Here is a 25,225-nt window from a genome sequence, read left to right as displayed (position 1 = left end):
CAACTTCCTCCTTTTAAACCCGAACTAATATTTTAATATGAAGCGCACAAGTTGTCCAGATGAAGATTAGCGCGGAACAGGCATCGCAGCCTTCGAAGGAAGGAAGCGATGCCTGTTCAATGGTGCAGCATATGGCCTTGCCATTACTCGCGCTTATAACGCGCGATCGTCGAGCGGATAGAAGATCAGGTTAATCGGGAAAGCCGATCCGGCCGGCGGGCTGAATTCAATATCGAGCGAATCTTCCTTGCCGGTTGTTTTGTGCAGCATAATCATGCCGTCGAAAGCCGTCAATACGCCGGAAGCCGGCACCTTTACAAGCTCTCCGTTAATTTTGAACGGACCTTTGAAGGGACCTCCCTTGGCCAGTATCATGATGGCCATCTTCTGCGGCTTGTCGGAATGGATACGGTACACCGTCCCATAGTTGCCCCAAAGCGTAGCTTCTTCGCCGCGCTGCGGATCGTAGCCCATTTGGAACGGATCGATCTTGCCGTCGCCGATGACAAGTTTAGTCGGTTTCTTCAGGCCGTTCGCGGATAGGTCCACTTTCCAATCAAAACCCGCAATCTGGAATGTCCCGCGAATATGGCCGGTGAAAGGAAGCTTGGTCATATCCAGCATGTTCTTCGACACGGTATCGGCTGTCGCGAATGTAAATTGAACCTCGCCGTCCGTCTCGACATCGTACATCAAATTAACGCCTTGACCGGGATAGAAATCCGGGAACTGCTTGTATACGAAAGTCTCGCCCGGCGGAATCGTCATCGTCTCGGTTTTGGCGTCGTACGCAAGGAAGTCTACCATGGCTTCGCTTCCGATGAGATGCGCGTAGATGGACGGGAACACCTCGCCTTTGTTCGTCGTCAGGATTTTGACGGGTTTATCCGTCTTGTTTGTTGCCATAATGGCGAAACCGACCTTGCTGCCTGTACCATTGAGATGATCCGCGTACAGACGGCCTTTGCCATTAATGACATCCTGATACAGAATGCCGGTTTCCGTAAACGTCTCCGGACTATCGCTGAGCAGCAAGGTCCGCGATTTGTCTTCGGTTACGGTCTTTGCCAAATCCGGCAGGTTGAAATAATGCGCGTACAACGTCTTCCAATCCGTCGCGATGTAACCGCCGATCGGCTTGGTATAGATCGGATATTCGACCTCGTTCATGTAGATTTCGTCTTCAATGACAAGGTGACGGGTGTACGACTTGCTTTTGTTGCCTTTCTGATCCGTAACCGTCAATGTAACGGGATAAGTTCCTGCCTTAAAGAAAACTTCTTCATTACCTTCCCACTCCATGCGAACGCCTTCCGCATCGGGGTCGTAGCTCAGATTGATGTATTTGACAGGTTCGCCGATCCGGTAGGTTGGTTTGCCGAAAGCGAACTTTGCAACCGGCTTCGAATTGTTCTGATCCGGGTCATAATTGCCCTCCGGCTTGTTTACGTACAGGACATCGACGCGCCGAAGCTCGTGGTTGTACGTGTAGGTGGCGCCCATGTAATCCGACAACCACGTCAATTTAATAAGCAGCCTTCCGTTCTTGAGCATCGCGACATCATCGAATGGAAACTGGATGCCATTGACCCATGCAAACTTGTTCACCGTGTCCAACAAAATTTCGTGAGACGGCGTCTCCATGACGATCGTCCGCGTAGACTCCTGCCATTCCACCTTCATGCCGAAGGCATCCCCGAGGAATTTGACAGGTACGTATGTACGTCCATTTTTGACGGTCGCGGGCGAATCCAGCGTAACCTGCTCCCCGTTCAGGAAAGCCTCCTGGTTATTCAAATACAAAATGACGTAGCTGGTGCCCGATGTAATAGGCGCGTCCAGCGCCGACACCTGTCCGATTGGCGAAGCAATTAGTGCAGCGGCTATCGTCAGTGCAGCGGCTTTCCGTTTCCAGGTTTGTCTGCGTTGTCCTTGCAGCATCTCCACAACTCCTCTATCTATTCCTGCGCAATGCCATGTATGGTCCGCCAGAAGCGTATGCCGCCCTCTTAAGCCGTCCCTGCGCGCTATCGTATAGACGTTCAGATAATGGAAAAGTTGCAGGGTCATTACAAAAAAAGATCGATTTGTTCAGCATTCCCCCGTCGAATCCGGCTCAAACCTCCCGCTAGGCTTCGCTTTGCGTAGCAACCGCTTCCCATACGGCTTGGAAGACGGCTTCGCCAATCGCGCAGCCGATCGTCGTCGCGACGCCTGCATAAGCATGCGTCTCGCTCCCTCGCTGACTGACGCAGACGGCTATGGCGTCGGTCGTGGTGCCGGTTGCCAGACGCTCCGTCCCCCACTCCTTGATACCCAGCTCTTGCAGCGCGGCGCTCTTCGCTTCCGTTGCCGTGATGATAGCTCCTGCCATCGCCGATTCTGTCATGCGTCCGTCGATAAAGATCGCTATATTGATCGTCCCCGGATCATAGGCCGAATAAGTCTCGCGACCATAGCCGGCACGCGCGGCGTTGCGCGTGCCGGCGGTCGCGCAGCATACAAGTTTGCACTGATCTCCGTCACGCTCCTGGATGGAGGCATGGGTCAGCTTTGCCGCCGTCATAAATCCAATCGTTCGTGCCGGGTCCTCCCCCGCCAGCTGACATCGTGAACTGAGCTGGGACAATGGATCGCCGCCGCCGTAATCGAGCGGTACCTTCCAGTTTAGCAGCGTTTCGGCCTCCGAGAAGCCGCCGGGCAGTATGGCGCTGCTCAGTACATGCAGCCCGACAGGAAACGTGACGCGAAGCAAATCTTCCTCCAGCTCCAGACTCAGCTCTGGCCATATTACAGGCGAGTATCGGGCCATTGTTCGGAAGGGCTGGGTCATGCGGAATCCCCGCTTCCGTCTTCTGCGGCGACCAGGCATTCCGATAAAGCGCGCAGCAGCCGCTCATTCTGCTCCCGAAGCTTAATCGCTACACGAATGTAGCGATGATCCAGACCCTGAAAGCGGGAAGCATCGCGAATGAGGACGCCGCGCCGTCCCATCTCCAATTGCAGCTGACTTGCGCTAAGCCGAAGCCGGGAGCTTTCCGGCAAGCGGAGCAGCAAATAGTTTGCTTCGCTCGGCGTGACTTGCATGTCCATGCGTCTAAGCTCATCGGTTAACCACTTTCGTTCGGTCACCAGCCATTGCCTGCTTCTCGCCTCAAATTCGGCGTCCATCAATGCCGCTTCCCCGATCTGCTGCGCCAGCGAATTGACGCTCCACGGCACTTGGAGCTTTCGCAGCCGAGAGATTGTCGAAGGTTTTCCAACGGCATACCCTAACCGTATGCCCGGAACCGAATAGAACTTCGTCATGGAGCGAATGACGATAAAACGTTCATGCTGCGCAGCTGCTTGCACAAGCGTGACCTTTCCTTCGTCTGGGACGAAGTCAAGGAAGGCTTCATCCAGCACGACAAACGCGCCGCTGTCCAGCAGCCTGTAAATCAGGCCGGAATCTACCAGCCTCCCCGTCGGGTTATTTGGCGAACCCAACATATATAAGTCGGCGCCGGATCGCTCTAATGCCGCATCGATCTCCGCTTCGCCCAATTCGAATTCTTTCGCCGCATCCAACGGAACGGGATAGATTTCTCCGCCCAACTTGCGAACGGCATCGCCGTATTCGTCGAAGCAAGGCATCGCAAGCGCGGTTATTCCCGGCCTAATCGCTCTTACGGCAAGATCAATAATCTCGGCCGCTCCATTGCCGACAAGAATCGCGTTCTCCGGTATGCCGTGTCTATCCGCAAGCGTCTTCTTTAAAGCCCGTGAAGCCGGATCCGGATAAGCATGAATATGTTCCAGGTATCCTGCAAGTACATTCCTTATCGACGGCGGCGGTCCCAGCGGATTCATATTCGAGCTGAAGTCGTCGAAGGATTCGACGCTTTTGCCGAACACTTCCGAGGCCGTTCTCAGATCGCCTCCGTGTCCATACCTCTCTAACATGCCATCACCTCCCGAATGCCAATAATCGTTTGCTTTTTAAAACGGCCGCTTATAACCAAAGGCGTACGCCGACGACAGCCAGGAGCAGCATCGCCGCTTCGACCGCCTCGTTTATCGCTCCATATGTATCGCCGGTCAAACCTCCTAGCTTGCGGGCCAACCAGCCGCCAAATCCCCAGACAATTAACGACATAAACAATGATGCAACGAGCGAACTCGACAATAAAATTATTTCATTAACTCCATTAACATTTAACATAATGTAACAAAATGCGACAGATAAAACATAACTAACGGCCGCTCGTCGTTTATTAACCCCGTTAAACAACGAACCCAAACCTTCCGTTTTCCGTGCTGGCGGCCAGCCGATAATCGCCAAAGCCATCGCGGTTCTTCCAAAACAGGAAGCAGCAATCAGTGCGGGCAACAAAGCGGTTATCCCATAACCCATCAGTTCAACCAGCAGCGATGCTTTGAGCATGAGAAGCAGAATTGCCGCCGCCGCTCCCATCGCGCCAACCCGACTGTCCTTCATAATATCCAGCATTCGCTCGCGGGAACGATGGCTCAGTACGCCGTCTGCCGTATCCATCCAGCCATCGAGATGAAGTCCCCCGCTTAGTCCGAGCCAAACGGCTAATGTAAGAATCGATGCTGGCCAGAGCGGCAACACGAATGACAGCAACCATGCCAATCCTGCCGTCAAAACGCCAATAGCCAGACCAGCCAATGGAAAGTAAGCCACGCTCCGCGCCAAAACACGCGGCTCGAAAGGCACGACAACGGGTATAGGCAATCTGGTGAGAAATTGGATGGCCGCAATGGCCGCGAACCCTTCTTCCTTCAACGAACGACGAACCATGTCAGCACCACTCCTATTCCAACCATACAACTAACGGCATATAACAACCTGATGACGGAGCGGGTATCTTCAATAGAAATCGGCCGCAACGGATAACCCATTCTCGCCCGTTCGCTGACCGTGCCAAAGTATACATTGCGTCCCCCAAGCTCGATTCCGAGCGCGCCGGCAGTTGCCGATTCCGGAATGCCGCTGTTCGGGCTCGGATGACGGCGGGCGAAGGACCATATGCTTGTCAATGCTCTCCATGGATTCATTCCCGGCAGAATAGCTGCCGCGATAATCATGCAGAGGCCGGTTACTCTGGCCGGTATAAGATTGAGAAGATCATCCATTCGGGCGGAACACCATCCGTAATAACGATAACGGTCATTGCGGTAACCAACCATAGAGTCGAGCGTGTTAACGCCACGATACAACATGGCCAATGGCGCGCCTCCCAATAGCGCGAACAAAATGGGCGAAACGAACGCATCAACCGTATTCTCCGAAACGGTCTCGACTGTCGCCCGCGTCACTTCCCGTTCATCGAGACTGGAAGTATCCCTGCCGACGATGTAGCCGACATAACGGCGAGCCTCCGGCAGATCGCCATTGGCAAGCGGTTTATAGACAAGCATTGCCGCATCTTTCAGCCCTTTGACCGCAATCGTCGTCGAGATCAGCCAAGCCGATACCGCATAACCAAGCCAAAGATGAATGAAGTCGGCGATTGCGACTATTCCCCATACCGTCCCCATGCAGAGCAGCATAGTAGAAACTGTAAGCAGGCAGCCTAATGATCGCCCCGCGAAGGGATGTTTTCGATGCCGATCCGTCAATAGCCGCTTCTCGATCCAGCGTATCCATCGCCCTATCCAGATAACGGGATGCGTCGGCCAACGGGGATCGCCGATGATCCAGTCAATGACGATGGCCGCAGCCGATAACAGCAGGAGCTCCTGGAAGCTGTAGATCATATGTCCTCTTCGAAGCGGAACGCGATGGAACGAAGATCAACCGGGATGCCGGACGTCACGAGAAAAACCCGTTCGGACACGGCTGCTGCGCGTTGATTTAATCGCCCTGCTTCGTCGCGAAAGCGACGCCCGAGCGGATAGCCGGGTACTATTCCGTCGCCGACCTCGTTGGTGACAAGGAGCAGGGGCAAGGGGAACGCGGAGATGGCGGCGATCAGCTTGTCGATTTCCACGGATAACTGTACAGACGGGTCCTCCTCTTCCCTCAGGAGATGATTGGTCAGCCATAATGTCAAACAATCTACAAGAATAACGGGACTACGCAAATTGCCGCTTATCGAATTCGGACGGGAATGATAGGACTCTGATTGGAGGCTGCCATTAGAATGGTTATTGTCCGTGTAAGCTTGCAGCCATTCCGCTAGCTTGAAAGGTTCTTCGACTGTTGTCCACGTTATCCCGGCCTGTTTCTCGCGATCAAGGCGATGCTGCCGGATTCGATCCGCCATTTCGTCGTCAAACGCTTGTCCTGTCGCCACGTAGATGCCTTCCTTGCCGATGGAGCGGGCGTAACGCTCCGCGAACGCGCTTTTGCCGCTGCGCGCTCCTCCCGTGATAAGAACGGCCATACTTCGTTTCCTCCTATCCTTTCGAGACGCCCGCGCTGTCGAAAGTCGCCATCTCCGTCATTAATTGAAGAGCTGCGTCGATCAAGTGGAAGCAAAGCACAGCTCCCGTTCCTTCACCCAAGCGCATCTCAAGATGAATGATCGGAGACAGACCGATCACCTCCAGCAAAGCGCCATGCGCGTGTTCATGCGACAAATGGGACGCCAACATATAAGGCAACGCTCCTGGCGCCAGCCGCGCAGCTGCCAATGCCGCGGCAGACGAAATGTACCCGTCGATCACGACGGGACAACGGTTCGCCGCGGCCCCTATCATAACGCCCGCCAGTCCGGCGATCTCCGCGCCGCCCACTTTAGCCAAAACATCGACGGGGTCGCCCGGATTTGGCTCATTTACCGCGATGGCCTTGCGTACGACTTCGATCTTGCGCATCAGAGCTTCATCTCCGATACCCGTCCCTCTGCCGACGGCCAGCTCCGCAGACAAACCGCCCAGCACGGATGCGATTGCCGCGCTTGCAGTCGTGTTGCCGATTCCCATCTCTCCGGTAGCGAACAGGGCGATGCCTTGCTTTGCCTTCTCTTCGGCGATATTAATGCCTGCCACAATGGCCTGAAGTGTCTGTTCTCGGCTCATTGCCGCGCCTTTCGCCATATTGGCGGTTCCATAAACAACTTTACGCGATATCAAATCCGGATGAGACAGATCTGCCGCTACCCCCATATCTACGCAGACCACTTCCGCGCCGGCCTGGCGGGCTAATACGTTCACTGCCGCGCCTCCGTGCAGGAAGTTCATGACCATCTGCGGCGTTACGGCGGATGGAAACGCGCTGACCCCTTCCTCGCATACGCCATGATCGCCGGCCATTACGATAACCGCTCGCCGCGACAGGTCCGGCCACAGCTTGCCGCTTATGCCAGCCAGCCTTGCCGCCATTTCCTCCAGCTTGCCCAAGCTGCCGGGAGGCTTCGTCAATTGATCCGAATGTCGCCGTGCCCGTTCTGCGGCATCCGTGTCATATGCAGGAATAGACATGATGACGTCCTTCAACTTCTGCTCCAATTCCTCGATTGCCATTATGATACTTCCTCCTTGATAGCGGCTAAAGACGTCTTACATGCGCTTCTAAACTTCTGGATTATAGCCCGTTAGATTTTATAACGCCAGGAGCGAGCATAACCTGAGGAACGTCCAGCTCGGGATGACGAATAATCGTCGCTCGCGTCTCATACATCGTCTCGATGAGATCAGGCTGCAAAACGGCATCCGGCACGCCTCTCGCCAGCACTTTGCCTTCATGCAAAGCAATAAGCTCGTCCGCATACATCGCCGCCAAATTCAGATCATGCAAAACGGCGATAACGAGCAGCCCTTCGCTCTTTTGCCAAGCACGCACATTGTCCAGCAATTGGATCTGATACCCGATATCGAGGTACGTCGTAGGTTCGTCGAGCAGCAAAATCCGAGGCTGCTGCACCATCAGCTTGGCAAGCGCAACGCGCTGACGTTCGCCTCCGCTTAACTGATGCAAGCGACGATGCTGCAGCCCGGTCAACCCCATCGACTCCAACGCTTCATTAATTAATGGCTCCGGATCGGCGGACTCGCCTCCAAGCCAGCTCTGATATGGAAATCGGCCCATCCGCACAATCTCTTTTACGGTAAAACCAACCGGCGCCAAGCCGCCTTGCTGTAGAACCGCAACGTCACGAGCAAGTTCCTTGCGCGGGATAGCGCTAATGTCGCGTCCTTCCAAACGAGCTTCACCTTGCTCTGGCTTCTCGATCCCGGACAGCAGCTTGAGCAGCGTCGACTTGCCAACGCCGTTAGGCCCAATTATGCCGTAGAATCGCCCCGGTTTAAAACTCTCGTTTATGTTTTGCAAGATTCGTTTGCCTGGCACGGAATAGGAGATGTTACATAGCGAAAGCTCCATCCTACTCCTCTCCTTTCTGATCCTTCATCCGGCGATGCAGCAAGTAAGCAAAAAAAGGCGCGCCGACCAGCGCCGTAACGACTCCGAGCGGCAGTTCCTTTGGACTAAGCGCCGTCCTGGCCAGCGTATCCGCCCACAGTAGAAAAATACCGCCGGCAATCGCCGACAAAGGAGTGATGTACCGATAATCCGGTCCGACGATTAGCCGGATCATATGCGGCACAACGAGACCTACAAAACCGATTACGCCGGAGACGGATACCGCGGCTGCCGTTAGCAGCGTGGACGCGACCAACACGATCAGCTTGGTTCGTTCGACCCGCACGCCAAGATGGGCGGCCTGCCTTTCTCCGAGGACGAATAAATTCATCGTGCCGCTGTATGCGATCAATATGACCAGCCCGATCAATAGAAACGGAAGCAGCATCGTCACATGCTCCCATCCTCGCATCGCGAGCGAGCCCATGATCCAGAACAGGATTTGATTGACGACGCCCTCCGACATCGACACCATCAGCGAAACGAAAGCGCCAAGAAACGATTGCAGAATGACTCCGGACAAAATAAGCGTCTGGATTTGCATCACGCCATTGGAACGCGATAAGGCGATTACGCCCAGCAGGGTCGCAATTCCCGTCAGGAAAGCGACAATCGGAATCGTCCAGACGCCAATGGCCAGCTGGAAACCGAATAAAATCAAGAAAGCCGCGCCAACCGAGCTCCCCGAAGCAACGCCAAGCGTGTACGGATCAGCAAGCGGGTTGCGAAGCACGCCTTGAAAGCCCGTGCCCGCAAGCGCAAGACAAGCGCCGACTAGCACGGCTAGCAGCACGCGCGACAGTCTGACCTGCATGACGATCGCCACCTCGCCGCGGGACCATATCGTATCCGCGTCCGGCATCCAGGGCAGCTGATGGAGCAAGATGCCCCATACGTCCGCGAAAGACAGCCCAGCGGAGCCCGTAGACAAACTGGCAGTGATAGAAACAGCAAGAAGGAGCATAGCTGCTCCTCCATAACCGATTAATGTTCTGTTCATGTGCTTATTTTATAAGCTCGGGATGAATAGCCTTGGCCAGCTCCAGCAAGGAGTCGGCCAGGCGCGGACCCACGCGTACGAGGGGATCGTTCGCTACAGCGATGATGGCATCGTTTTTCACGGCGTCAAGCTCAGACCAGCCAGGGCGCGCCACGATATCCGCTTCAGCCGGGCTTCCTTCTCCGTATTCAGGATAGATAATTATTTGAGGATTCTGCGTAATGACTTCCTCGACGTTGACCTCGAACCACCCTGGCTGCGAAGCAGCGACGTTTGTGCCGCCGGCCAGCGTAATCATAGCGTCCAGAAACTCGCCGGAGCCGACCGTCCAGCCTGGGCTAATCTCCAGGTAAACCTTTTTCTTTTCGGCATCCTTCACCGCGTTCGTCACTTGGGCAAGCGTTGAGCGCATTTTATCGGCCGCTTCCGCAGCTGCAGTATTCATATTCATTATTTTACCAAGATCCTCGAGTTTGGCAACGACTTCTTCGTAAGACTTCGGATCCGTTACGTATACGGGAATATCCAGTTCGCGGAGCTTCGTAATGGCATCGCCGTTCATGGAAGCAGCCAGTACGAGATCCGGATTCAGCGCGGCAACGGCTTCGATATTCGTTATATAATCGCCGACCTGCGGCAATCCCTTCACTTCCTCCGGATAATTGCTGTTGCTGTCGACGCCAACGACCGTTTCGCCGCCGCCGATGGCAAAGATGGATTCCGTCTCGCTAGGGGCGATCGATACGACAGCAGTCGGCGCTTTGTCAAACACAAGCTCCGTCCCGGTAACGTCGACTATCGTCAGCGGATAAACCGTCTCTTCGGCTGTCGCTTCCGTCTCTTGCGGTTGTGTCGACGCCGTTGGCGATGGTTCGGCCGATGCGCCTCCCGTCGTTTTGTCATTGTTGCCCGAACATGCCGCAAGCGTCAGCATAAGGACGATCATCAGCAAGCTAAGCCAGGATTGCGCGCTCCATACTTTTTTTTGTTTCAAGGTTGGTTCCCCACTCTCTCTTCATCTTAGACCCGTTTCACAGTTCATGATTTCAGCGAAATTAACAACAAAAAAGCACTTCCAGCACATGTGCCGGAAATGCTCGCGTATACCCGCCAATTCGGCCGGATATTGCCCCATCCAACACCAGCCTAATTCCGCGTAGGCAACGGCGTAAAGATACAGGCTGGTATCCTGGCTTGGAAGTTGAGTCGGCATGTTCTATCGAACGGAATGTTCAATGTTTTCATGCTGCCGCGCTCGGAGACCATGCAAACAATCTATGCAGGCTCCCTTCCTTACAGTGGCGGGTCCGCGCCGGATTTCAACCGGCTTCCCCAATTAAGTCAAGGCTCAACCGCGCGGGACGCTGGGCAGCGGCCTTGCGGTAGAGCTTGACGCCTCTATCATTGCTATTCAACTTGGTCAGTAGTAACTATACACTTGCTCCCCACATTTGTCCATCGTATATCCGTATTTTTAATGCCTGATTCGCATAACGGGTGCGCGTCCCTGCATACGAGTAAGAAACGGGAACCTGCTCCGGAACCCGGCGGTACATGTTTGAAGGAGGTAATCGATTGTCTAAAACCGAGCTTACGAATACAACCGGGCAAAAAACAGCAGGATCGTCAAACCGATGGAAATATATGCTTTGGGCAGCAGCCATTTTATTAATAGCTATTGTCATCTATCTGGCCACGCTCTCCTTGTCTGCCGGCGCTGCCGATTCCGCTACAACGCTGCATGATCGGCCCGATGCGCAAATCGAGTGGTCCATCGAACAATATCCGGCCGTCGTACTTCAACCGAACCCTTTTGTACTCGTCTTGCGGGACGACTTCGGCGAGCCCCTAACGGATTCCGTTATTAACGTAAAGCTGGAAATGCTGAATATGTTATGCGGCGATTATTTATTCGACATGCAGGAAACATCCCCCGGTCAATACGAAGGAGACGGCATGCCACTTATGGCTGGCCTATGGCGTGCGACCGCAGTTATAGAGCCTGCTAACGGCGATTCTTTTACAACCTCCAGAACTTTGAAGGCAGTATATTAATGTCATTAATATTTAATCACGGTAACTTGTCCAGCTATCTGATGCTGCTTTATGCGATGACGTCCTGCCTTGCACCATAAGTTGTTCGTATTCGCATTCGCCGGCGGATTACCACAACCAAGGCGAGATCGACGGAATCCATCCGTTTACCGCCAGCCCTCTGAGAATCGCGACAACGCCGACCGCAGCTGCCGTGACGACGCCTGCCCTGCGCATAAAACGCCGCCAGCGACGGTTCGCGAATGCCGCGATGGATGCGGCTGCAGCCAACGCAGGGAAGGTGCCAAATCCGAACAGCATCATGATCAAAGCGCCTTCCAGCATCGAGCCTGATGCCGCTGCATTCATCCCCATGGCATAAGTTAAGCCGCAAGGCAAAAAACCGAAGGCGATGCCCGTCGCGATCACGTGCATGGAGTCGCTGGTGCGACTCGGGCGCGCAACGGATTCTCCATCTGCCGAAGCTCCCCCGCTCGCCAAACCTCGATGAAGCATGCCGGACAGCCTGCCCATAAGCGGAAGTTGAAATCTGCGCCAAAGCCAGAGAAGCACGAACGCGCCTCCGATGATGGAGGCCAGCCCCCGCACGCCAGCCAGGTCGCCCGCAACATCGACGAACGAACCTACCGCGCCCATCATCGCGCCCATTGCGCTATAAGACAAAATCCGTCCCGCGTTGTACAACAGCATCGACCTCGTCGCCGTCAATCCCGAATGCAACGATACCGAAGATACGATGCCGCCGCACATGCCGATGCAATGCGGAGCGCTGAACAATCCCGTCAGCAGCACCAGTCCGGCCGTCTGCCAGGTGATCATCCTTGCAATCCTCTTGCTTCCGCCATGCTCAGCCGTCCCCGCAGGCGCAGCGCGTTGCCGACTACCGATACCGAGCTAAGCGCCATCGCGGTTCCGGCCATCCATGGCTGCAACATGCCCATCGCGGCGAAGGGGATAATGAAGGCGTTATAAAGCAGCGCGAAAGCCAGATTTTGCCGAATGTTGCTCAAGGTTTGGCGGCTGATCCGTATGGCCTCCGGTATGGCGGGCAGCCTCGAGAACAGCAGCGTCATATGGCCGGCAGACAGCGCGCCTTCCGTCCCGTCTCCCATCGCGATCCCGACATCCGCGGCAGCCAGCGCCGGCGCGTCGTTCCAGCCGTCTCCGGCAAAAGCAGCCTTTGCGCCGCGAGACTTCAAGCTCTCGACATAAGCAAGCTTGTCTTCCGGAAGCATGGACGACCTTACATCGCGGATGCCAAGCATCGATGCCGCGGCTCTTGCGGGGGCTTCATGATCTCCGGTCGCGATCATCGGTTCGACGCCGAGCTTGCGAAGGTCCTTGACTGTCTGTGCCGCGTCGCTTTTCAAACGATCCGAATAGCCGACGATACCGATACATTCCTCCTCCTTCATCGCATACAGCACCGTCTCCCCAAGCCGCTCCCGCAGCTTGGCCGCCTGCCCAGCAACAGCTCCGATGCGGTATCCTTCGCGTTCGACATGCCTCAGATTGCCGTAAGTGTAAGTAATGCCATGTATCCGTCCCTTCACGCCTCCGGCGACGGTCGTCACAATCTCCTCCGCTGCCGTGACTTTCATGCCGAGCCTTCGAGCTTCCTCCCGTAACGCTTCCGCCAAAGGATGGCGGGACTCCGCTTCCAAGGCTGCGGTCACTCGCAGCAGGGCTGATTGGCCCATCGAAAATGCCTGCATATGCTTTACCTTCGGCTTGCCCTCCGTCAACGTTCCCGTCTTGTCGAGAACGATAGTCCGAATCGCGGCAAGCCGCTCCAGCACGCTCGCTTCCTTTGCGATGATGCCGCGCTTCGCAAGTCTGCCCGATGCGATGGCGAGCGAGATTGGCGCCGCCAGTCCCAACGCGCAAGGACAAGCGGCGAGCAGGACGGCAATGGCGCAAGTCGCCGCATGCCCCCAATCGCCGGGCTTCAGCCATAATCCCCATAACAATAAACTCAAAGCAGCCACCATAAGCATCATCGGAACGAACCAGCCCGCAGCTGCGTCTACCTGGGATTGTATGCTCGACTTGGAGCGCTGCCCTTGTCTGACCAGCTCCGCAATTCGGCTTACCATCGTATCGTGACCAGCCGCCTTGGTCTGGATCCGCAGCGTGCCGTATACATTCATTGTCCCCGCCCATACATCGTCGCCGGGCAGCTTCGCCGCGCCTAGACTTTCGCCGGTCAGCAACGACTCATCCACCATGGATTCGCCGCTTGCGACCGTACCGTCCACCGGAATCAGATCGCCGCCGTTCGCGATGACGATCTCTCCTTCGCGGACGAATTCCGTCCGGATCTCGACGATCTCCCCTTCTCTCTCCACTTTCGCCGTGCCGCTCTGAAGTTGTCCGAAACCGAACGATTCGTCGTATGTGCGCAGAGAGGCGTTCGTCTCGATCAGCTTGCCGAGGAGAATGGCCGTTATGACGACCGCCGACGTCTCAAAATAAAGCGGAGCCGCATGATGCGGCCAATCCGTCGAATGTACAAAGCCTTCCGTAAAAACGACGTAATGGCTGTACAGATAAGCCGCCGTCGTGCCCAGCGCAACAAGGACATCCATATTGGCGCTTCGCTGCCTGATGGCATGATAAGCGCCGAAGTAGAACGGCATTCCGATGACGAACTGGATCAGCGTAGCCAGAATCAACTGCAGCCAAGGCTGGTGAAGCCATAGAGGCAAGAAGCCCGCTAGGGGCTGCAAGAAGGGAATATGCTGCAGCATCGAAGCCAGCAGCGGCAGCGTGAGCAGCGCCGAAGCGATAAAGCGGACAAGCAATGCGGTACGTTCCTTGCGCAGCCCTCGTCCCGCCGACTCCGTCGTCATAGCGGTAAATCCGAGGGTATTGATTTTGCGCTCGACTTCCTCGCGCGAAACCTTGCCGGCATCCATCTGCACCCACGCTGTACGAAGCGGGAAGCTGACCGCCGCTTCATGAACTCCTTCCAATCGGCCAACCGCACGTTCAATTCTGCCCGCGCAGGCCGAGCAGCTCATCCCTTGTATCGTAAAATCCAGCTCCGTCACGACTCCGTCGCGACCGGCCTCCTCGAAAGCTACGCTTCTCTTCATCCTCCATCGACTCCGATCCGCAGGGACTGACGGCTCGTCTCCAACAGGCTGGCGCCAGCGGAACGGGCTCGTACTTCTGCCCTAAACTATATGCAGAAGAACAAAAAAGATGATTCCCGCTTCCTGCCAGGAATCATCTGCTGTTTGAACCGCTTCTTTCGACTTCCCTTAATCCCGCTCATAGATGGAGCCCGAGCGGCTGGCGAACAGTTCCGTATACACCTTCTCGGCGTAGGCGTCCGTCATGCCGGCGATGTAATCGGCGACAAGCCGTTCCCATGGCCATGCGCCATTTTGCGTGTCGTAGCTCTCCACCCAATCCGGCGGCAGGATGAGACGCCCGGTCTCGTAATCTTCCAGGCTGTCCCATAGACGCTTCAACATATTTTCGCTCCGCTTCTGCAGCCGTTGTACGCGGAAATCCTTGATCAGCGTCACCCATGCGAGCTTCTTCAATATTTCCATCGTCCGCAGCAGCTCCAGATCCTCCGCTCCGTCTCTCACGAATGTAATTCGTTTCCACCCCGTCCTGGGATCGTCGATGATACCGACGCTGTTGGCGAACCTGCTGACCCACCGCGCCTTCATCTCGCGGCGTGTTCGCGAAGCCTCGCGACCGTACTGGACGTACACTTCCTTCCATTGCCGGTAGTAGTCGTCGAGGACCGTCTTTACCATGCCCCTTAGATCCGCCTTCTCCCAATGGACAGCCTCCATCGTTGCGGGATCATCGATGATTTCCTGCACGACCCGCTTCACAAGCCGATCGTCCTCAAAAAAGTCGTCGGACAACAGGATTTTGCCCGCGCGAATGCCGTCTTCGATGTCGTGGGTGGAATAGGCGATATCGTCGCAAAGATCCATGAGCTGGGCTTCCAGCGTGCTGCAGCCCTCCGGCATCCCCCATAATCCGCGCAAATAGTCGATTCCCGCCCACTCCATGGGATAAACGCCCTTCATCCGCCCAGGGTCGTCCAGATTAAAGGGGTATTTGTTGGTCGCAAGAAGTACGGCGGCAGATAAGTCTAGCCCGCGATCGCTTCCGGCCCGCTTTTCCAGAAACATGAGAATACGGAAATTTTGCGCGTTGCCTTCATACGGAATGCCGTATCCGGCCCGCAAAATATGATTCAGCACCTCTTCTCCTTTGTGGCCGAACGGCGGGTGGCCGAGGTCGTGCGCGAGCGCCGCGCATTCCACCACCTCGGGAACCAGCAGCAAGCCCGGATGCTCGTTCTTCGCCAGGAACGAATACGTTTTGCCTAGCCGGCGCGCCACCTCTCTGGCGATCTGCGATACTTCCAGCGAGTGGGTCAGCCGGGTGCGATAATAATCTCCGGAGCCCGCCCCGAACACCTGCGATTTGCCTTGCAGCCTCCGGAATGCCGGCGACTGGATCAGTCTGGCGTAGTCCTTCTCGTATTCGTCGCGATCCTCGCTCGATAGCGTATTTCCTATGTCATGCAGCCTGAGCTTGCGAATATTCATCTGTCATCACCTTTTCCGCATTGTCTAAGATGATAATGGCATATCTTGCCCCTGTTTGGCAAAAAATATCGCATAACCCATAAAAATAGCCGAGTGCTAAAACACCCGGCATACCGACTAGCATTAATCATATTTCACTATTTTTACGTTTTATCCAGAATCCTTCACCAGTCTGCGGTCATGCTCAAATCAATTTCTTTGCCCATTCGAGAAGATTCATACGTACCCAATATCATTTGCAGAGCATGAATGCCGTCCTCGCCCGTTACGACAGGCTCCCGGCCTTCACGCACGGCATACGCCATATCGCGGATTTGAATACGGTGGCCGTCAGGAAGAACTGCAAATGGCTCGAATATCGGCAGTTCCACAGGTTCGCCGTCTATCATAAGCTGCTTAATTTGATCATCTTCATAGACGAGAGTCCCTCTTTCTCCATGAAGCTCGATTCGTTGTCCAAGCTCCGGATTAGAGGTTGTCGTCATGACCATGACGCCCAGTCCGCCTCCTTCAAAGGTAAGTGCCGAAACGGCTGTGTCTTCTACTTCAATGCTTCTTTGCAGAGCGCAGGCCTTTCCATAGATGGTTCTTACGGGCCCTGCAAACCATTGCAGAAGGTCCACGATATGAATGCCTTGATTCATCATCGCTCCTCCGCCATCAACCGCCCATGTTCCCCTCCAGCCGGCGCTGTCGTAATATTGCTGAGAACGATATATTTTTACGTAAGCATCGCATAAGGTGAGTTTGCCCAGCTTGCCTTCTCCCAGCATCTGCTTTACATATTGCGCAGCTGGCGCCATTCGTCTAGGAAAAACCGTTGCCAGCTTTACGTTCTCCTCTTTGCATACCCGAATCATATGCAGCAGGTCGTCCAGCTTGATTGCCAGCGGTTTCTCGCAAATAATATGCTTGCCTGCACGAGCGGCAAGCATCGTGTGCTCGGGATGCATCCCGCTTGGCGTGCATATATTTACAACCTCAATATCCGGATCGGCAAGCATTTCCTCAAAGCTCGCATAGTATTTGGCGCCATACTTGTCCGCGAATGCCCGGCCCTTCTCCTCATCTGCATCGCATACGGCGGACAGTTCCGTTTCTTCAAGCTGGTTAATGCCCTGGGCATGAATATCGGCGATCACTCCACAGCCCACTATCGCAAATCGAACCGGCTTAAACATGCGGCTCACTCTCCTTGGATGATGGAATTAACTGATAGAGTACGGCAGCATCGGCGTCCAGTACAGCTCTGCTCGCTTTGATCAGCTCCTCATGCGTAAGCAGAGAAGCTTCTCCTTTTATAAAACCAAGAAAATCCGCCGTAATGGTGGCATGAGGCTGGATAAGATCCACCTTGCTCCATTCCTCTTCCTCGCTAGCGTACAACATGATTGGATCGCTTGACCCCATTAAAGGATCGCCGCTAAGCCGCAGCTCGGCAAAGCCCTTTGTTCCTGTTACGAAGATACGCCCGTCGCCCCAGGTCCAGCTCTTTGACGGCGTATGCCAATCGGCGTAAAGCTGCGTCAGTAAACCATCGTCAAGCTCTACTTGAACATTCACCGTATTATAGAAGGTTGGATGCTCTGGAAGAACGCTTTTGCCTACCAGACCTGCAGAGCTCTTGATCTCTTTCCCCGTAAACCAGCGCAGAAGGTCATAGTCATGAATTAATAGGTCGATCAAAATCCCGCCGCACTGCTCCTTGTTAAAAAACCATGCAGGACGTGAAGAAGCGTTAAGCTTATGCGGCTTTCTCATGCCAATATGAACAAGCTCCCCCAGCTTTCCTTGGTTGATATATTGCTTTAGCGTATAAATAGCCGGATGGAACCTTTCGGTTAAAAGCATCCCCACTTTAATCCGGTTTCGCTCAATAATCGCTTCCAAGCGCGCCAGTCCATCTTGATTTACGACAGCCGGCTTATCGACCATAATCGATTTTCCATACTGCTCGCACAGCTCAATCACTTCTATTTTTTCATGATTCATGCTTGCGCAGCCTACGATTTGAATCGCTTCTCCCAACAAGGAGAGCTTGTCCTCCGCGAGTGGGATTTCGTATTTTTCAGCAATCACTGCAGCTAACGTTCGTTCATGCTCCTCAAAAATACCGGCGCAGCTGTAGCCCAACTGATACATTTGCTCTATGAATATTTCAATATGATTATGCTGACAGCCGATAATTGCAAACTTTTTTTCTCCCATATCTCTTCTCCTCTGTCTTACTCTATCCGTTGTTTCTAGCAAAAATTTTGTCAGCCTCTACGCGGAATTCCTTAACCGCTTCTTCGATCGTAGCTTTGCCAAATTGATGCTTCTGAATAACTTTCTCGAATAATGCCGTTACTTCGCCAGCCCCCTTTGGACCAGCATCATACCAGGCTGGATTGCTTTGCGATACATGCTCCAGCATCGCAATCATCTTTTTGTCGCGATCCGTAAATTTCGGAGCTAAATACTCACGTACTTTTTTGTTCTCAGGCAGTCCGCGCTCTGTTTCCAATATATCAGCCGCCTCTTCGCTGTTGACTAAAAAATCAATTAACAAAGCGGCTGCTTCTTGCTTCTTGGATTTGGCGGAGGCGCTAAAGAACATCGCTGTTTGCAGTACGCTGCCTGTTTGCTCTGCACGCGGATAAGAAATCATATCCACATTATCTGTCATGACGGATTGATAAGCTGGGAAAGCGGCAATCCAAGTAGGTCCCATCATCGCTACTGTTCCTTTTAACAGCGCATCCTTATTCGGATCCGCATTGCTTAGCGGCAAGGCTGAAGCCGTAATATTAGCGGGAGGAGCTATCCCTTCCTTGCGTGCAGTCTCCCACATGCTCATCCATGCTTTAAGATTTTCATCGTTATAGCCTAGTCGATTATCTTCCGAGTACATCTTGTCGCCTTTGGAGAACAAATAGTACATAAAGGCCTCAAGCGAAGAAGAGGAGTCGAACATTCCGTAAACATTGTCCCCTAACGCCGCTTTCAGCTCACGCGATATGGCAAACAGCTCATCCCAAGTCGAATCCTTTTCAGGCTTGCCGATTTTAGCTTGATCGAACATTTCGTTATTAACGAGCAAGACGGATGCGTTATCGGCAACCGGGATGCCTGTCAGCTTTCCGCCTATTGTACCTTGATTGCTTAACACATCCGCATTTAAATCGTCGATCTTTAGAGCGCTGCCAACGAAAGGATTGAGATCTGCCAATACTTCGCGTTCGGAATACTCTTTAATATACAAAATACTCATTTGCATCACGTCAGGCGCGTTGCCTGCCGATACCTGCGTAGAAAGCTTCTCCCAATACCCGTCCCAAGAGGAATATTCGGGGATCACTTTAATGTTCTGATATTTCTGTTCAAACTTTGCAATCGCTTGCAAAGTTCTGTCATGTCTGCCCTGCGATCCCCACCAAGCAAAGCGCAATTCAATTTTTTCTTCTTGTGCTCCTTGCTCCTTATTGCCATTTTCCCCTTTTGTTGTGCTGCTGCCGCCATTGCCGTTGTCTTGACCGCATGCCGCTAATAGCGACATTAGTAAAGCAGATATGGATGCGATCAATAAAGGCTTTTTAAACCACTTGTTGCTGCCCGTCATGTCATTCACTCCTCGTATGCGTTTATCCTTGCTGTCTTTAATTATAGGAACCCGTATCGTAAACAAAATAATATAAATCTATAAAAAGTATCGTTAATATATGAATACGGTTAACAATAATCGGACGGATTGCATCCCATATGCTTTTTAAACTGCTGACTGAAATAGGCATTGTTTTTATAGCCAACCATAGCCGTAATTTCATATAGCTTATACTTTCCGCTCATCATAAGCTCCTTAGCCCGCTCCATTCGAACATGCGTCACGTAGCTGTTGTAATTTTCACCCGTTACATCTTTGAAAATTTGACTCAAATAATTTCGAGTCAAGCTCACTTTATCGGCAATGATGTCTAACGTAACATCCTCATTCAAATGCTCTTTCACATACTTTTTAATATAATCTACCGTTTTCTTATGCTTGTGATTGACTCGATTCGCCATCGCATCGCACACGAGGGCCATCGTTTCCTTCAGCCAGGACTCCAAATCCTGTGCATGATTGATACGCTCCAGATCCTGATACCAACGTACATTCGAATAAATATCCTCTACATTAATACCTTGCTGGTACAAGCTGATCGCAAGCATACCCATCAAATCAATGACAACGCTTCGCATATAATGCACGTTCATGGCCTTATGCTCATTCAAGGTAAGAAGCAGACCCGAAATATGCGCGGCAAGTTCATCGGAGCGTCCCTCCAATACGACTTCCATTAGTGACTGATAATGTTCAATCGGCTTGGATGGAAGCGATTCGGACGGCTTGTTCAAGCTTTGCTCATCAGCTACGAGCCAATTCTCCTCTACAGACGCTCTCTCAATCAGCGCATTGATCGCCTGGCGGTAGGATCGCCAAACCATAGAAACCTCATTTTCAATTGTGCCCAGCGAAACCCATACATCCAGCTTTAAATAATTTTTAATTGGCTCAATAAACTGTTTAATGACATATTTCATTCTATTTTTAGACGTCTCTTTTCTTAGATGATGAGGCTGGGCGAAGACGAGAACAAATTTATTTTTCTGAACATCCGCCAAATAAACGTTCGCTTGCTTGGAAATTAATTCTTCCAATATGTTTGTTACCGCATAGGTATACGTTAATAAATCTTTGCTTTCAAAATGAGCTTTGCCGATCGGAACCACGTACTCGAGCACAGCAACAGTAAAAATCTGATTGGTAAAGTGCAGCCCTAACTGCTTCGTTGCCTTCCCAAAAAACTCTTTTTCACAAAAATGAGGCTCAAGCATTCCCTTAAGCAGTCTCTTCTTTGTTTCAGGCAAGTGGTATTTTACAAGATCCTTAAGTTCCCGTTCTTTCTCCTCATGCTGATTGCTTTGCTTTATCTTTTGGATGGTTTCCAGCAGTACGGCTTCAATTTCCGGAACGGTCGCCGGTTTGGACAAATAGTCGGAAACCTTCAGCTTTAAAGCAGACTTAGCATAATTAAAATCATCATAACCGCTTAGAATAATGACCTCTGCCTTGGAGCCTGCTTGTCGCGCTGACTGCAGCATAGCGATTCCGTCCATTCTGGGCATGTAAATATCCGTCAATATTAAGTCGGGCTGATGCTCCTCAATCATCGCAAGCCCTTCCATGCCGTCAATCGCGAGACCTGCAATCTCTACATTCAACTTTTGCCAATCAATCGTTCTGGTTAACCCCTGCAGAGTCATTTGATCATCATCGATAATGACTGCTTTAATCTTTGCGCTCATGACCATCATGCCCCTCTCTTAACCTTTCCCAATCCAATGGAACAGACGAAAGCTTCGGAACTGAAATTGTAACCGTTGTGCCTTTATCAAGAACGCTTTCTATATTTACGCCATAGGCAGAACCAAAGTAAAGATCCATTCTATCCGAAACATTACTCACGCCATGATGCTGCTGTTCCCTTACCTTCGCCGTATCTTCCATACCATGACCATTATCTTCAACAATAAAAACGATGGAATCGGTCAACTCCAAAGCACGAATGGCTATAAACCCTTTTCTTCTGGAATGAAAGCCATGAATAATCGCATTTTCGACAAAAGGCTGCAAAGTTAATTTAGGTAAATAATAATCATTGATTGTTTCCGGAATATGAAGAAGGATATGAATTTGATCCTGATATCTAATTTTTTGCAGCTCAACGTAGCAGGTAATATGCTCAACCTCTTTTCTAATCGGTATAAAGGATTCGCCGCTCGAAAGCGCGATCCTGAGCATTTTTCCAAGCAATGAAAGCATACGGCTAATCTCGCCCGCTCCTGCTTCAATGGCATGCCAATTCATCACATCCAGCGTGTTATAAATAAAGTGAGGGTTCATTTGCTCCTGCAGCACCTTAATATCCGCTTCTCTTTTTTGCTGATTTTTTCGATTCAGCTGCTCGATAAGCTCCTCAATATGGATAGCCATATTATTAAAATGATTATTTAAATAGCCGAATTCGTTATCATATTCATTGTCGATTCGCGTATTCAGTCTGCCGGTTTTCAAATGTTTCATCGCATTTACAAGCCCTTTAATCGGATGAACAAATTGTCTCGCCAAAAAATAAGCAAACGTTGTCGCCAACAGAACACAAATTATCGCCACAATGACAATTGTATTTTTAATTTTTTGACTGCCGGCCGTGATGCTCGTCCATGAAATCAAATCCAGCGACACCCATTGCGTGCGCTGCTGCTTGCTCCAAACCAACAGCTGTTTTTCATCAAAATGGTGAATGGCATATTGCTTTTGAAAGTTTCCCTGATTCATCATGTCAGGAAGCGCTTCGGAAATAGCGGAATAGGGCAAAGCGTCGTTTTTCACTTGACTGGAATCGAGAATTAGCCTTGAATTCGTATCCAGCAAAAATCTTCCGGCATCGGCTGCATGACTCGACATGAGCTTATGCATGTATGAAATATTCACGTTAAAAACGAGCACCCCCAGCTCCTTGCCCTCAGGCGAGAGCACCTTGCGGCTAAAGCTGACGACATCGTCCTTGCGCTGCACAAAGCTGCCATTAATAAGTTTATTGGTACCCAGCCAAATATAATCAGCATGCTGGATCATGTCATACATAGGGGATTGCTCCAAAATCGAGTAGGAAAAAATGCCGTTAACCCCTGAATAATAGTTGTTGGAACTCCCCTTGGCATACAGCTGAACAGAATGAATACCTTCCTTAATATAGCTCTGTCTGCTTAGCAGATCGATCACTTGCTCATTTTTCTCAATTCTGGAAAATGAGTTTTCCTCCTCCTGCAAATACTCTACAATCAAGGGATGACTGGCCGCAACTAAGGAATCGTATTCTACAGCCTGCAGTTGAATATCGATTTGCTTGTTAATTTCATCCAGCAATAAAATGCGCGAAGAGATCGTCTTTTCGACGACCTCTTGATTCGTAATCATATAGCTGGTTATTCCGAGCGTTAAGATGAGAATAGCAGAAATAATAATAAAGGAAGTAAAGAGATTGGCCTGAAGGGAAAACACTTTAATCGGATTTTTCATTTCCTTCACCGTCGTCTCATGGTAGTAGTCTCATGGTTCCAGGTTAATAGATTAATTGATTTTTAGTCAATTGTACACGAGAATAATTTTCTACTTGATCCCCGTTGTAGCGATCCCTTCCACAAAGTATTTTTGCGAGAACATAAATAGTATAAAACAAGGTAAAATAGACAGAACACTCATCGCATACATCGGACCCCAAGTAACAGCAGAAGAGTTATCCAAAAATAGGCGAAGCGCAAGCGGTACCGTATATTTTGCCGTATCTGTCAGATAGAGCATCTGTGCAAGAAAATCATCCCATGTCCAAATGAAACAAAACAGTGCAGAAGTAATAATAGCCGGCATACAGAGCGGCAGCACGATTCGAAACGCTATGCCGAGCTGTGAACAGCCGTCGATTTTCGCAGATTCATCCAAATCATTCGGGATGCCGCGCACAAATTGGTTAATAAGAAACACATAGAATGGTCCTACCGCCAAAAAGTGAGGAACAATAATCGGCAGCGCTGTTCCAATCCAGTCGAAATTTTTAAACAATATATATTGCGGCACCAAAGTAACTTGTGTTGGAAGCATAAGCGTAATCATGAGAATCGCAAACCAGAAATTTCTAAGCGGAAATTTAATTCGCGCAAAACCGTATGCAACGAGCGCGCTTGACAGTACCGTGCCAACAACAGATAGACCGGCAATAAAAAACGAATTCAGAAAAAACTGTCCGAAAGTAAATCCCGGTATCGCGGTCCAGCCGTCCAAAAAGTTATTCCATTCGAAATGTGAGGGAAATAAGCTCGTGCTGTTCATTTCCGTATTGGATTTCACTGAGCTGCCGAACAGCCATAGAATTGGGTAAATCATTAAAATACTGCCTGCAATCAGGACGATATATTTCGTCCACAGCTTTGTATGAGCCATCACATAGCTCCTCCTTCTTGCCGCTTATTCGTATTAGTTTTCATAGTGCACCCACTTTTTCGATGTGCCAAAAATAATGACAGTCGAAATACCGATAATGACGAGCAAAATCCATGCAAGCGCGCTGGCATAACCCATATCGAAAAATACAAACGCTTTTTGATACAAATACAAGGCATAAACTAAAGTCGAATCAATGGGTCCGCCCTTTGTAATAACAAATGCCTGCGTAAACATTTGAAAGCTATTGATCGTTTGCATAACCGTATTGAACAAAATAATCGGTGTCAGCATCGGCAGCGTCATTTTGAAAAAGATACGAGTCTTAGAGGCACCGTCAACCGCAGCTGCTTCGTATAAATCCTTCGGAATTTGTTTTAAACCCGCTAAAAAAATAACCATGGATGAACCGAATTGCCAGACCGACAAAACAATAAGTGTAGATAAAGAAGTGTTAGGCATATTAATGAAATCCGTCGTAGGTATTCCAAACGTGCCAAGCAGCTTGTTGACCAATCCGTCGTATCCGAACAAATTACGCCAAATCGCTGCTATAGCCACACTGCCGCCTATTAAGGATGGCAAATAATAGACAGCGCGGAATATCGACATCCCTTTGATCGATTTGTATAAAAGCATCGCCACGCCCAACGCAAACGCCAGCTTCAGCGGAACCGATACAAATACATAAAGAAAGGTTACCTTTAATGCTTGTGTAAATGTTTGGTCATTCATAAAGATTTCTTTGTAGTTCCCAAGGCCGGAGAACTGAGGACTCTCAAGCAAATGATAATTCGTTAACGAAAAATATAGCGATTGTCCCATTGGAATAAGCGTCAACAGAAACAACCCGATTAGCCAAGGCGATATGAATGCGTATCCCCATAGTCCGTCGACCAACTTATTGCGCTTTGATATTTTCATGGCATTCGTCATAATTAACTCTCCCTCGTTGTTGCGTCTTTATCTGTGATGCTCTTATTGTATCCAGGGGAGCTTGGGACAAAAATAATACAAATCTATAATATGTAATGCATTTATACAATGAACAGCAGTCCGAAGAAGTGGCGCACCTGCGCACTCGCTGATCGAAAGTTTGCGAAAACGTTATATTAAAAAGTAAAACCAGCTAATACCTTGTCAAGACCGTTTTGAAAGTCGTAGATTTCTGTTATACTGCTTTTGAA

At 51.3% G+C, this 25,225-nt stretch carries 21 protein-coding genes and 1 riboswitch; of the genes, 1 reads left to right on the top strand and 20 read right to left on the bottom strand.

Annotated elements, in window-relative coordinates:
- Positions 1-153: 153 nt before the first annotated feature.
- The 10 genes from B1748_RS13925 to B1748_RS13880 all read right to left on the bottom strand — a co-directional run bounded on the left by B1748_RS13925 (position 154) and on the right by B1748_RS13880 (position 10,368).
- Positions 154-1,941, bottom strand: coding sequence for a copper amine oxidase N-terminal domain-containing protein (locus B1748_RS13925; RefSeq protein WP_087568532.1), 1,788 nt, complete (start codon positions 1,939-1,941; stop codon positions 154-156).
- Positions 1,942-2,128: 187 nt separating this feature from the next.
- A complete protein-coding gene (locus B1748_RS13920) occupies positions 2,129-2,833 on the bottom strand; it encodes an adenosylcobinamide amidohydrolase (protein WP_087568531.1) in 705 nt (234 codons plus the stop codon).
- Positions 2,830-3,945 (bottom strand): threonine-phosphate decarboxylase CobD, encoded by a 1,116-nt coding sequence (gene cobD, locus B1748_RS13915; protein WP_087568530.1) that lies wholly within the window; start codon positions 3,943-3,945, stop codon positions 2,830-2,832. Before cobD ends, B1748_RS13920 begins: the two co-directional genes overlap by 4 nt.
- 49 nt (positions 3,946-3,994) lie before the next feature.
- Positions 3,995-4,807 (bottom strand): adenosylcobinamide-GDP ribazoletransferase, encoded by an 813-nt coding sequence (cobS, locus tag B1748_RS13910; protein ID WP_087568529.1) that lies wholly within the window; start codon positions 4,805-4,807, stop codon positions 3,995-3,997.
- Positions 4,789-5,766 (bottom strand): adenosylcobinamide-phosphate synthase CbiB, encoded by a 978-nt coding sequence (gene cbiB / locus B1748_RS13905; protein WP_087568528.1) that lies wholly within the window; start codon positions 5,764-5,766, stop codon positions 4,789-4,791. Before cbiB ends, cobS begins: the two co-directional genes overlap by 19 nt.
- The gene (locus tag B1748_RS13900) at positions 5,763-6,395 is read right to left on the bottom strand and encodes a bifunctional adenosylcobinamide kinase/adenosylcobinamide-phosphate guanylyltransferase (RefSeq protein WP_087568527.1); all 633 of its coding nucleotides are present in this window, start codon (positions 6,393-6,395) and stop codon (positions 5,763-5,765) included. The genes cbiB and B1748_RS13900 overlap by 4 nt, the downstream gene beginning before the upstream one ends.
- A gap of 13 nt (positions 6,396-6,408) precedes the next feature.
- Entirely contained in the window at positions 6,409-7,476 is a 1,068-nt protein-coding gene (gene cobT / locus B1748_RS13895) for a nicotinate-nucleotide--dimethylbenzimidazole phosphoribosyltransferase (protein ID WP_087568526.1), read from the bottom strand.
- A 61-nt stretch (positions 7,477-7,537) separates the two neighbouring features.
- Positions 7,538-8,335, bottom strand: a complete 798-nt coding sequence (locus tag B1748_RS13890) for an ABC transporter ATP-binding protein (protein WP_087568525.1) — start codon at positions 8,333-8,335, stop codon at positions 7,538-7,540.
- A gap of 1 nt (position 8,336) precedes the next feature.
- Complete coding sequence (locus tag B1748_RS13885; protein WP_087568524.1) at positions 8,337-9,374, bottom strand: FecCD family ABC transporter permease; 1,038 nt, start codon at positions 9,372-9,374, stop codon at positions 8,337-8,339.
- A 4-nt stretch (positions 9,375-9,378) separates the two neighbouring features.
- Positions 9,379-10,368: an ABC transporter substrate-binding protein gene (locus tag B1748_RS13880; protein WP_256975654.1), complete on the bottom strand. Its 990-nt coding sequence runs from the start codon at positions 10,366-10,368 to the stop codon at positions 9,379-9,381.
- A 168-nt stretch (positions 10,369-10,536) separates the two neighbouring features.
- Positions 10,537-10,765, bottom strand: a riboswitch (cobalamin riboswitch).
- Positions 10,766-10,949: 184 nt separating this feature from the next.
- Here B1748_RS13880 and B1748_RS13875 point away from each other — a divergent pair.
- Positions 10,950-11,429, top strand: a complete 480-nt coding sequence (locus B1748_RS13875) for a hypothetical protein (protein ID WP_087568523.1) — start codon at positions 10,950-10,952, stop codon at positions 11,427-11,429.
- Between the two features lie 108 nt (positions 11,430-11,537).
- Here B1748_RS13875 and B1748_RS13870 read toward each other — a convergent pair whose 3' ends face one another.
- The 10 genes from B1748_RS13870 to B1748_RS13825 form a co-directional block, all read right to left on the bottom strand.
- Entirely contained in the window at positions 11,538-12,248 is a 711-nt protein-coding gene (locus B1748_RS13870; RefSeq protein ID WP_087568522.1) for a sulfite exporter TauE/SafE family protein, read from the bottom strand.
- The gene (locus tag B1748_RS13865; protein ID WP_087568521.1) at positions 12,245-14,527 is read right to left on the bottom strand and encodes a heavy metal translocating P-type ATPase; all 2,283 of its coding nucleotides are present in this window, start codon (positions 14,525-14,527) and stop codon (positions 12,245-12,247) included. Before B1748_RS13865 ends, B1748_RS13870 begins: the two co-directional genes overlap by 4 nt.
- Before the next feature lie 168 nt (positions 14,528-14,695).
- On the bottom strand, positions 14,696-16,015 hold the full coding sequence (locus B1748_RS13860) for a deoxyguanosinetriphosphate triphosphohydrolase family protein (RefSeq protein WP_087568520.1): 1,320 nt from the start codon (positions 16,013-16,015) through the stop codon (positions 14,696-14,698).
- 164 nt (positions 16,016-16,179) lie between these two features.
- A complete protein-coding gene (locus B1748_RS13855) occupies positions 16,180-17,196 on the bottom strand; it encodes a Gfo/Idh/MocA family protein (protein ID WP_087568519.1) in 1,017 nt (338 codons plus the stop codon).
- A complete protein-coding gene (locus B1748_RS13850; protein WP_087568518.1) occupies positions 17,189-18,223 on the bottom strand; it encodes a Gfo/Idh/MocA family protein in 1,035 nt (344 codons plus the stop codon). Before B1748_RS13850 ends, B1748_RS13855 begins: the two co-directional genes overlap by 8 nt.
- 22 nt (positions 18,224-18,245) lie before the next feature.
- Positions 18,246-19,616, bottom strand: coding sequence for an ABC transporter substrate-binding protein (locus B1748_RS13845; protein ID WP_087568517.1), 1,371 nt, complete (start codon positions 19,614-19,616; stop codon positions 18,246-18,248).
- Between the two features lie 110 nt (positions 19,617-19,726).
- The gene (locus B1748_RS13840; RefSeq protein WP_179215580.1) at positions 19,727-21,343 is read right to left on the bottom strand and encodes a response regulator; all 1,617 of its coding nucleotides are present in this window, start codon (positions 21,341-21,343) and stop codon (positions 19,727-19,729) included.
- Positions 21,327-23,120, bottom strand: coding sequence for a sensor histidine kinase (locus B1748_RS13835; protein ID WP_087568515.1), 1,794 nt, complete (start codon positions 23,118-23,120; stop codon positions 21,327-21,329). The genes B1748_RS13840 and B1748_RS13835 overlap by 17 nt, the downstream gene beginning before the upstream one ends.
- A 90-nt stretch (positions 23,121-23,210) precedes the next feature.
- Positions 23,211-24,038: a carbohydrate ABC transporter permease gene (locus B1748_RS13830; protein WP_087568514.1), complete on the bottom strand. Its 828-nt coding sequence runs from the start codon at positions 24,036-24,038 to the stop codon at positions 23,211-23,213.
- Positions 24,039-24,071: 33 nt separating this feature from the next.
- Positions 24,072-24,974: a carbohydrate ABC transporter permease gene (locus B1748_RS13825; RefSeq protein ID WP_256975653.1), complete on the bottom strand. Its 903-nt coding sequence runs from the start codon at positions 24,972-24,974 to the stop codon at positions 24,072-24,074.
- Positions 24,975-25,225: the final 251 nt, after the last annotated feature.

It is taken from the genome of Paenibacillus sp. MY03, assembly GCF_002165585.1.
In the GTDB taxonomy this organism is placed as follows: Bacteria; Bacillota; Bacilli; order Paenibacillales; family Paenibacillaceae; genus Pristimantibacillus; species Pristimantibacillus agaridevorans.
This window is presented reverse-complemented; position numbering and strand designations above follow the sequence as displayed.

Excerpts from the sequence above, each read along its gene's own strand:
- B1748_RS13925 (WP_087568532.1), bottom strand. The coding sequence starts at position 1,941 with ATGCTGCAAGGACAACGCAGACAAACCTGGAAACGGAAAGCCGCTGCA.
- B1748_RS13920 (WP_087568531.1), bottom strand. The coding sequence starts at position 2,833 with ATGACCCAGCCCTTCCGAACAATGGCCCGATACTCGCCTGTAATATGG.
- cobD (WP_087568530.1), bottom strand. The coding sequence starts at position 3,945 with ATGTTAGAGAGGTATGGACACGGAGGCGATCTGAGAACGGCCTCGGAA.
- cobS (WP_087568529.1), bottom strand. The coding sequence starts at position 4,807 with ATGGTTCGTCGTTCGTTGAAGGAAGAAGGGTTCGCGGCCATTGCGGCC.
- cbiB (WP_087568528.1), bottom strand. The coding sequence starts at position 5,766 with ATGATCTACAGCTTCCAGGAGCTCCTGCTGTTATCGGCTGCGGCCATC.
- B1748_RS13900 (WP_087568527.1), bottom strand. The coding sequence starts at position 6,395 with ATGGCCGTTCTTATCACGGGAGGAGCGCGCAGCGGCAAAAGCGCGTTC.
- cobT (WP_087568526.1), bottom strand. The coding sequence starts at position 7,476 with ATGGCAATCGAGGAATTGGAGCAGAAGTTGAAGGACGTCATCATGTCT.
- B1748_RS13890 (WP_087568525.1), bottom strand. The coding sequence starts at position 8,335 with ATGGAGCTTTCGCTATGTAACATCTCCTATTCCGTGCCAGGCAAACGA.
- B1748_RS13885 (WP_087568524.1), bottom strand. The coding sequence starts at position 9,374 with ATGAACAGAACATTAATCGGTTATGGAGGAGCAGCTATGCTCCTTCTT.
- B1748_RS13870 (WP_087568522.1), bottom strand. The coding sequence starts at position 12,248 with ATGATCACCTGGCAGACGGCCGGACTGGTGCTGCTGACGGGATTGTTC.
- B1748_RS13865 (WP_087568521.1), bottom strand. The coding sequence starts at position 14,527 with ATGAAGAGAAGCGTAGCTTTCGAGGAGGCCGGTCGCGACGGAGTCGTG.
- B1748_RS13860 (WP_087568520.1), bottom strand. The coding sequence starts at position 16,015 with ATGAATATTCGCAAGCTCAGGCTGCATGACATAGGAAATACGCTATCG.
- B1748_RS13855 (WP_087568519.1), bottom strand. The coding sequence starts at position 17,196 with ATGTTTAAGCCGGTTCGATTTGCGATAGTGGGCTGTGGAGTGATCGCC.
- B1748_RS13850 (WP_087568518.1), bottom strand. The coding sequence starts at position 18,223 with ATGGGAGAAAAAAAGTTTGCAATTATCGGCTGTCAGCATAATCATATT.
- B1748_RS13845 (WP_087568517.1), bottom strand. The coding sequence starts at position 19,616 with ATGACGGGCAGCAACAAGTGGTTTAAAAAGCCTTTATTGATCGCATCC.
- B1748_RS13840 (WP_179215580.1), bottom strand. The coding sequence starts at position 21,343 with ATGAGCGCAAAGATTAAAGCAGTCATTATCGATGATGATCAAATGACT.
- B1748_RS13835 (WP_087568515.1), bottom strand. The coding sequence starts at position 23,120 with ATGAAAAATCCGATTAAAGTGTTTTCCCTTCAGGCCAATCTCTTTACT.
- B1748_RS13830 (WP_087568514.1), bottom strand. The coding sequence starts at position 24,038 with ATGGCTCATACAAAGCTGTGGACGAAATATATCGTCCTGATTGCAGGC.
- B1748_RS13825 (WP_256975653.1), bottom strand. The coding sequence starts at position 24,974 with ATGACGAATGCCATGAAAATATCAAAGCGCAATAAGTTGGTCGACGGA.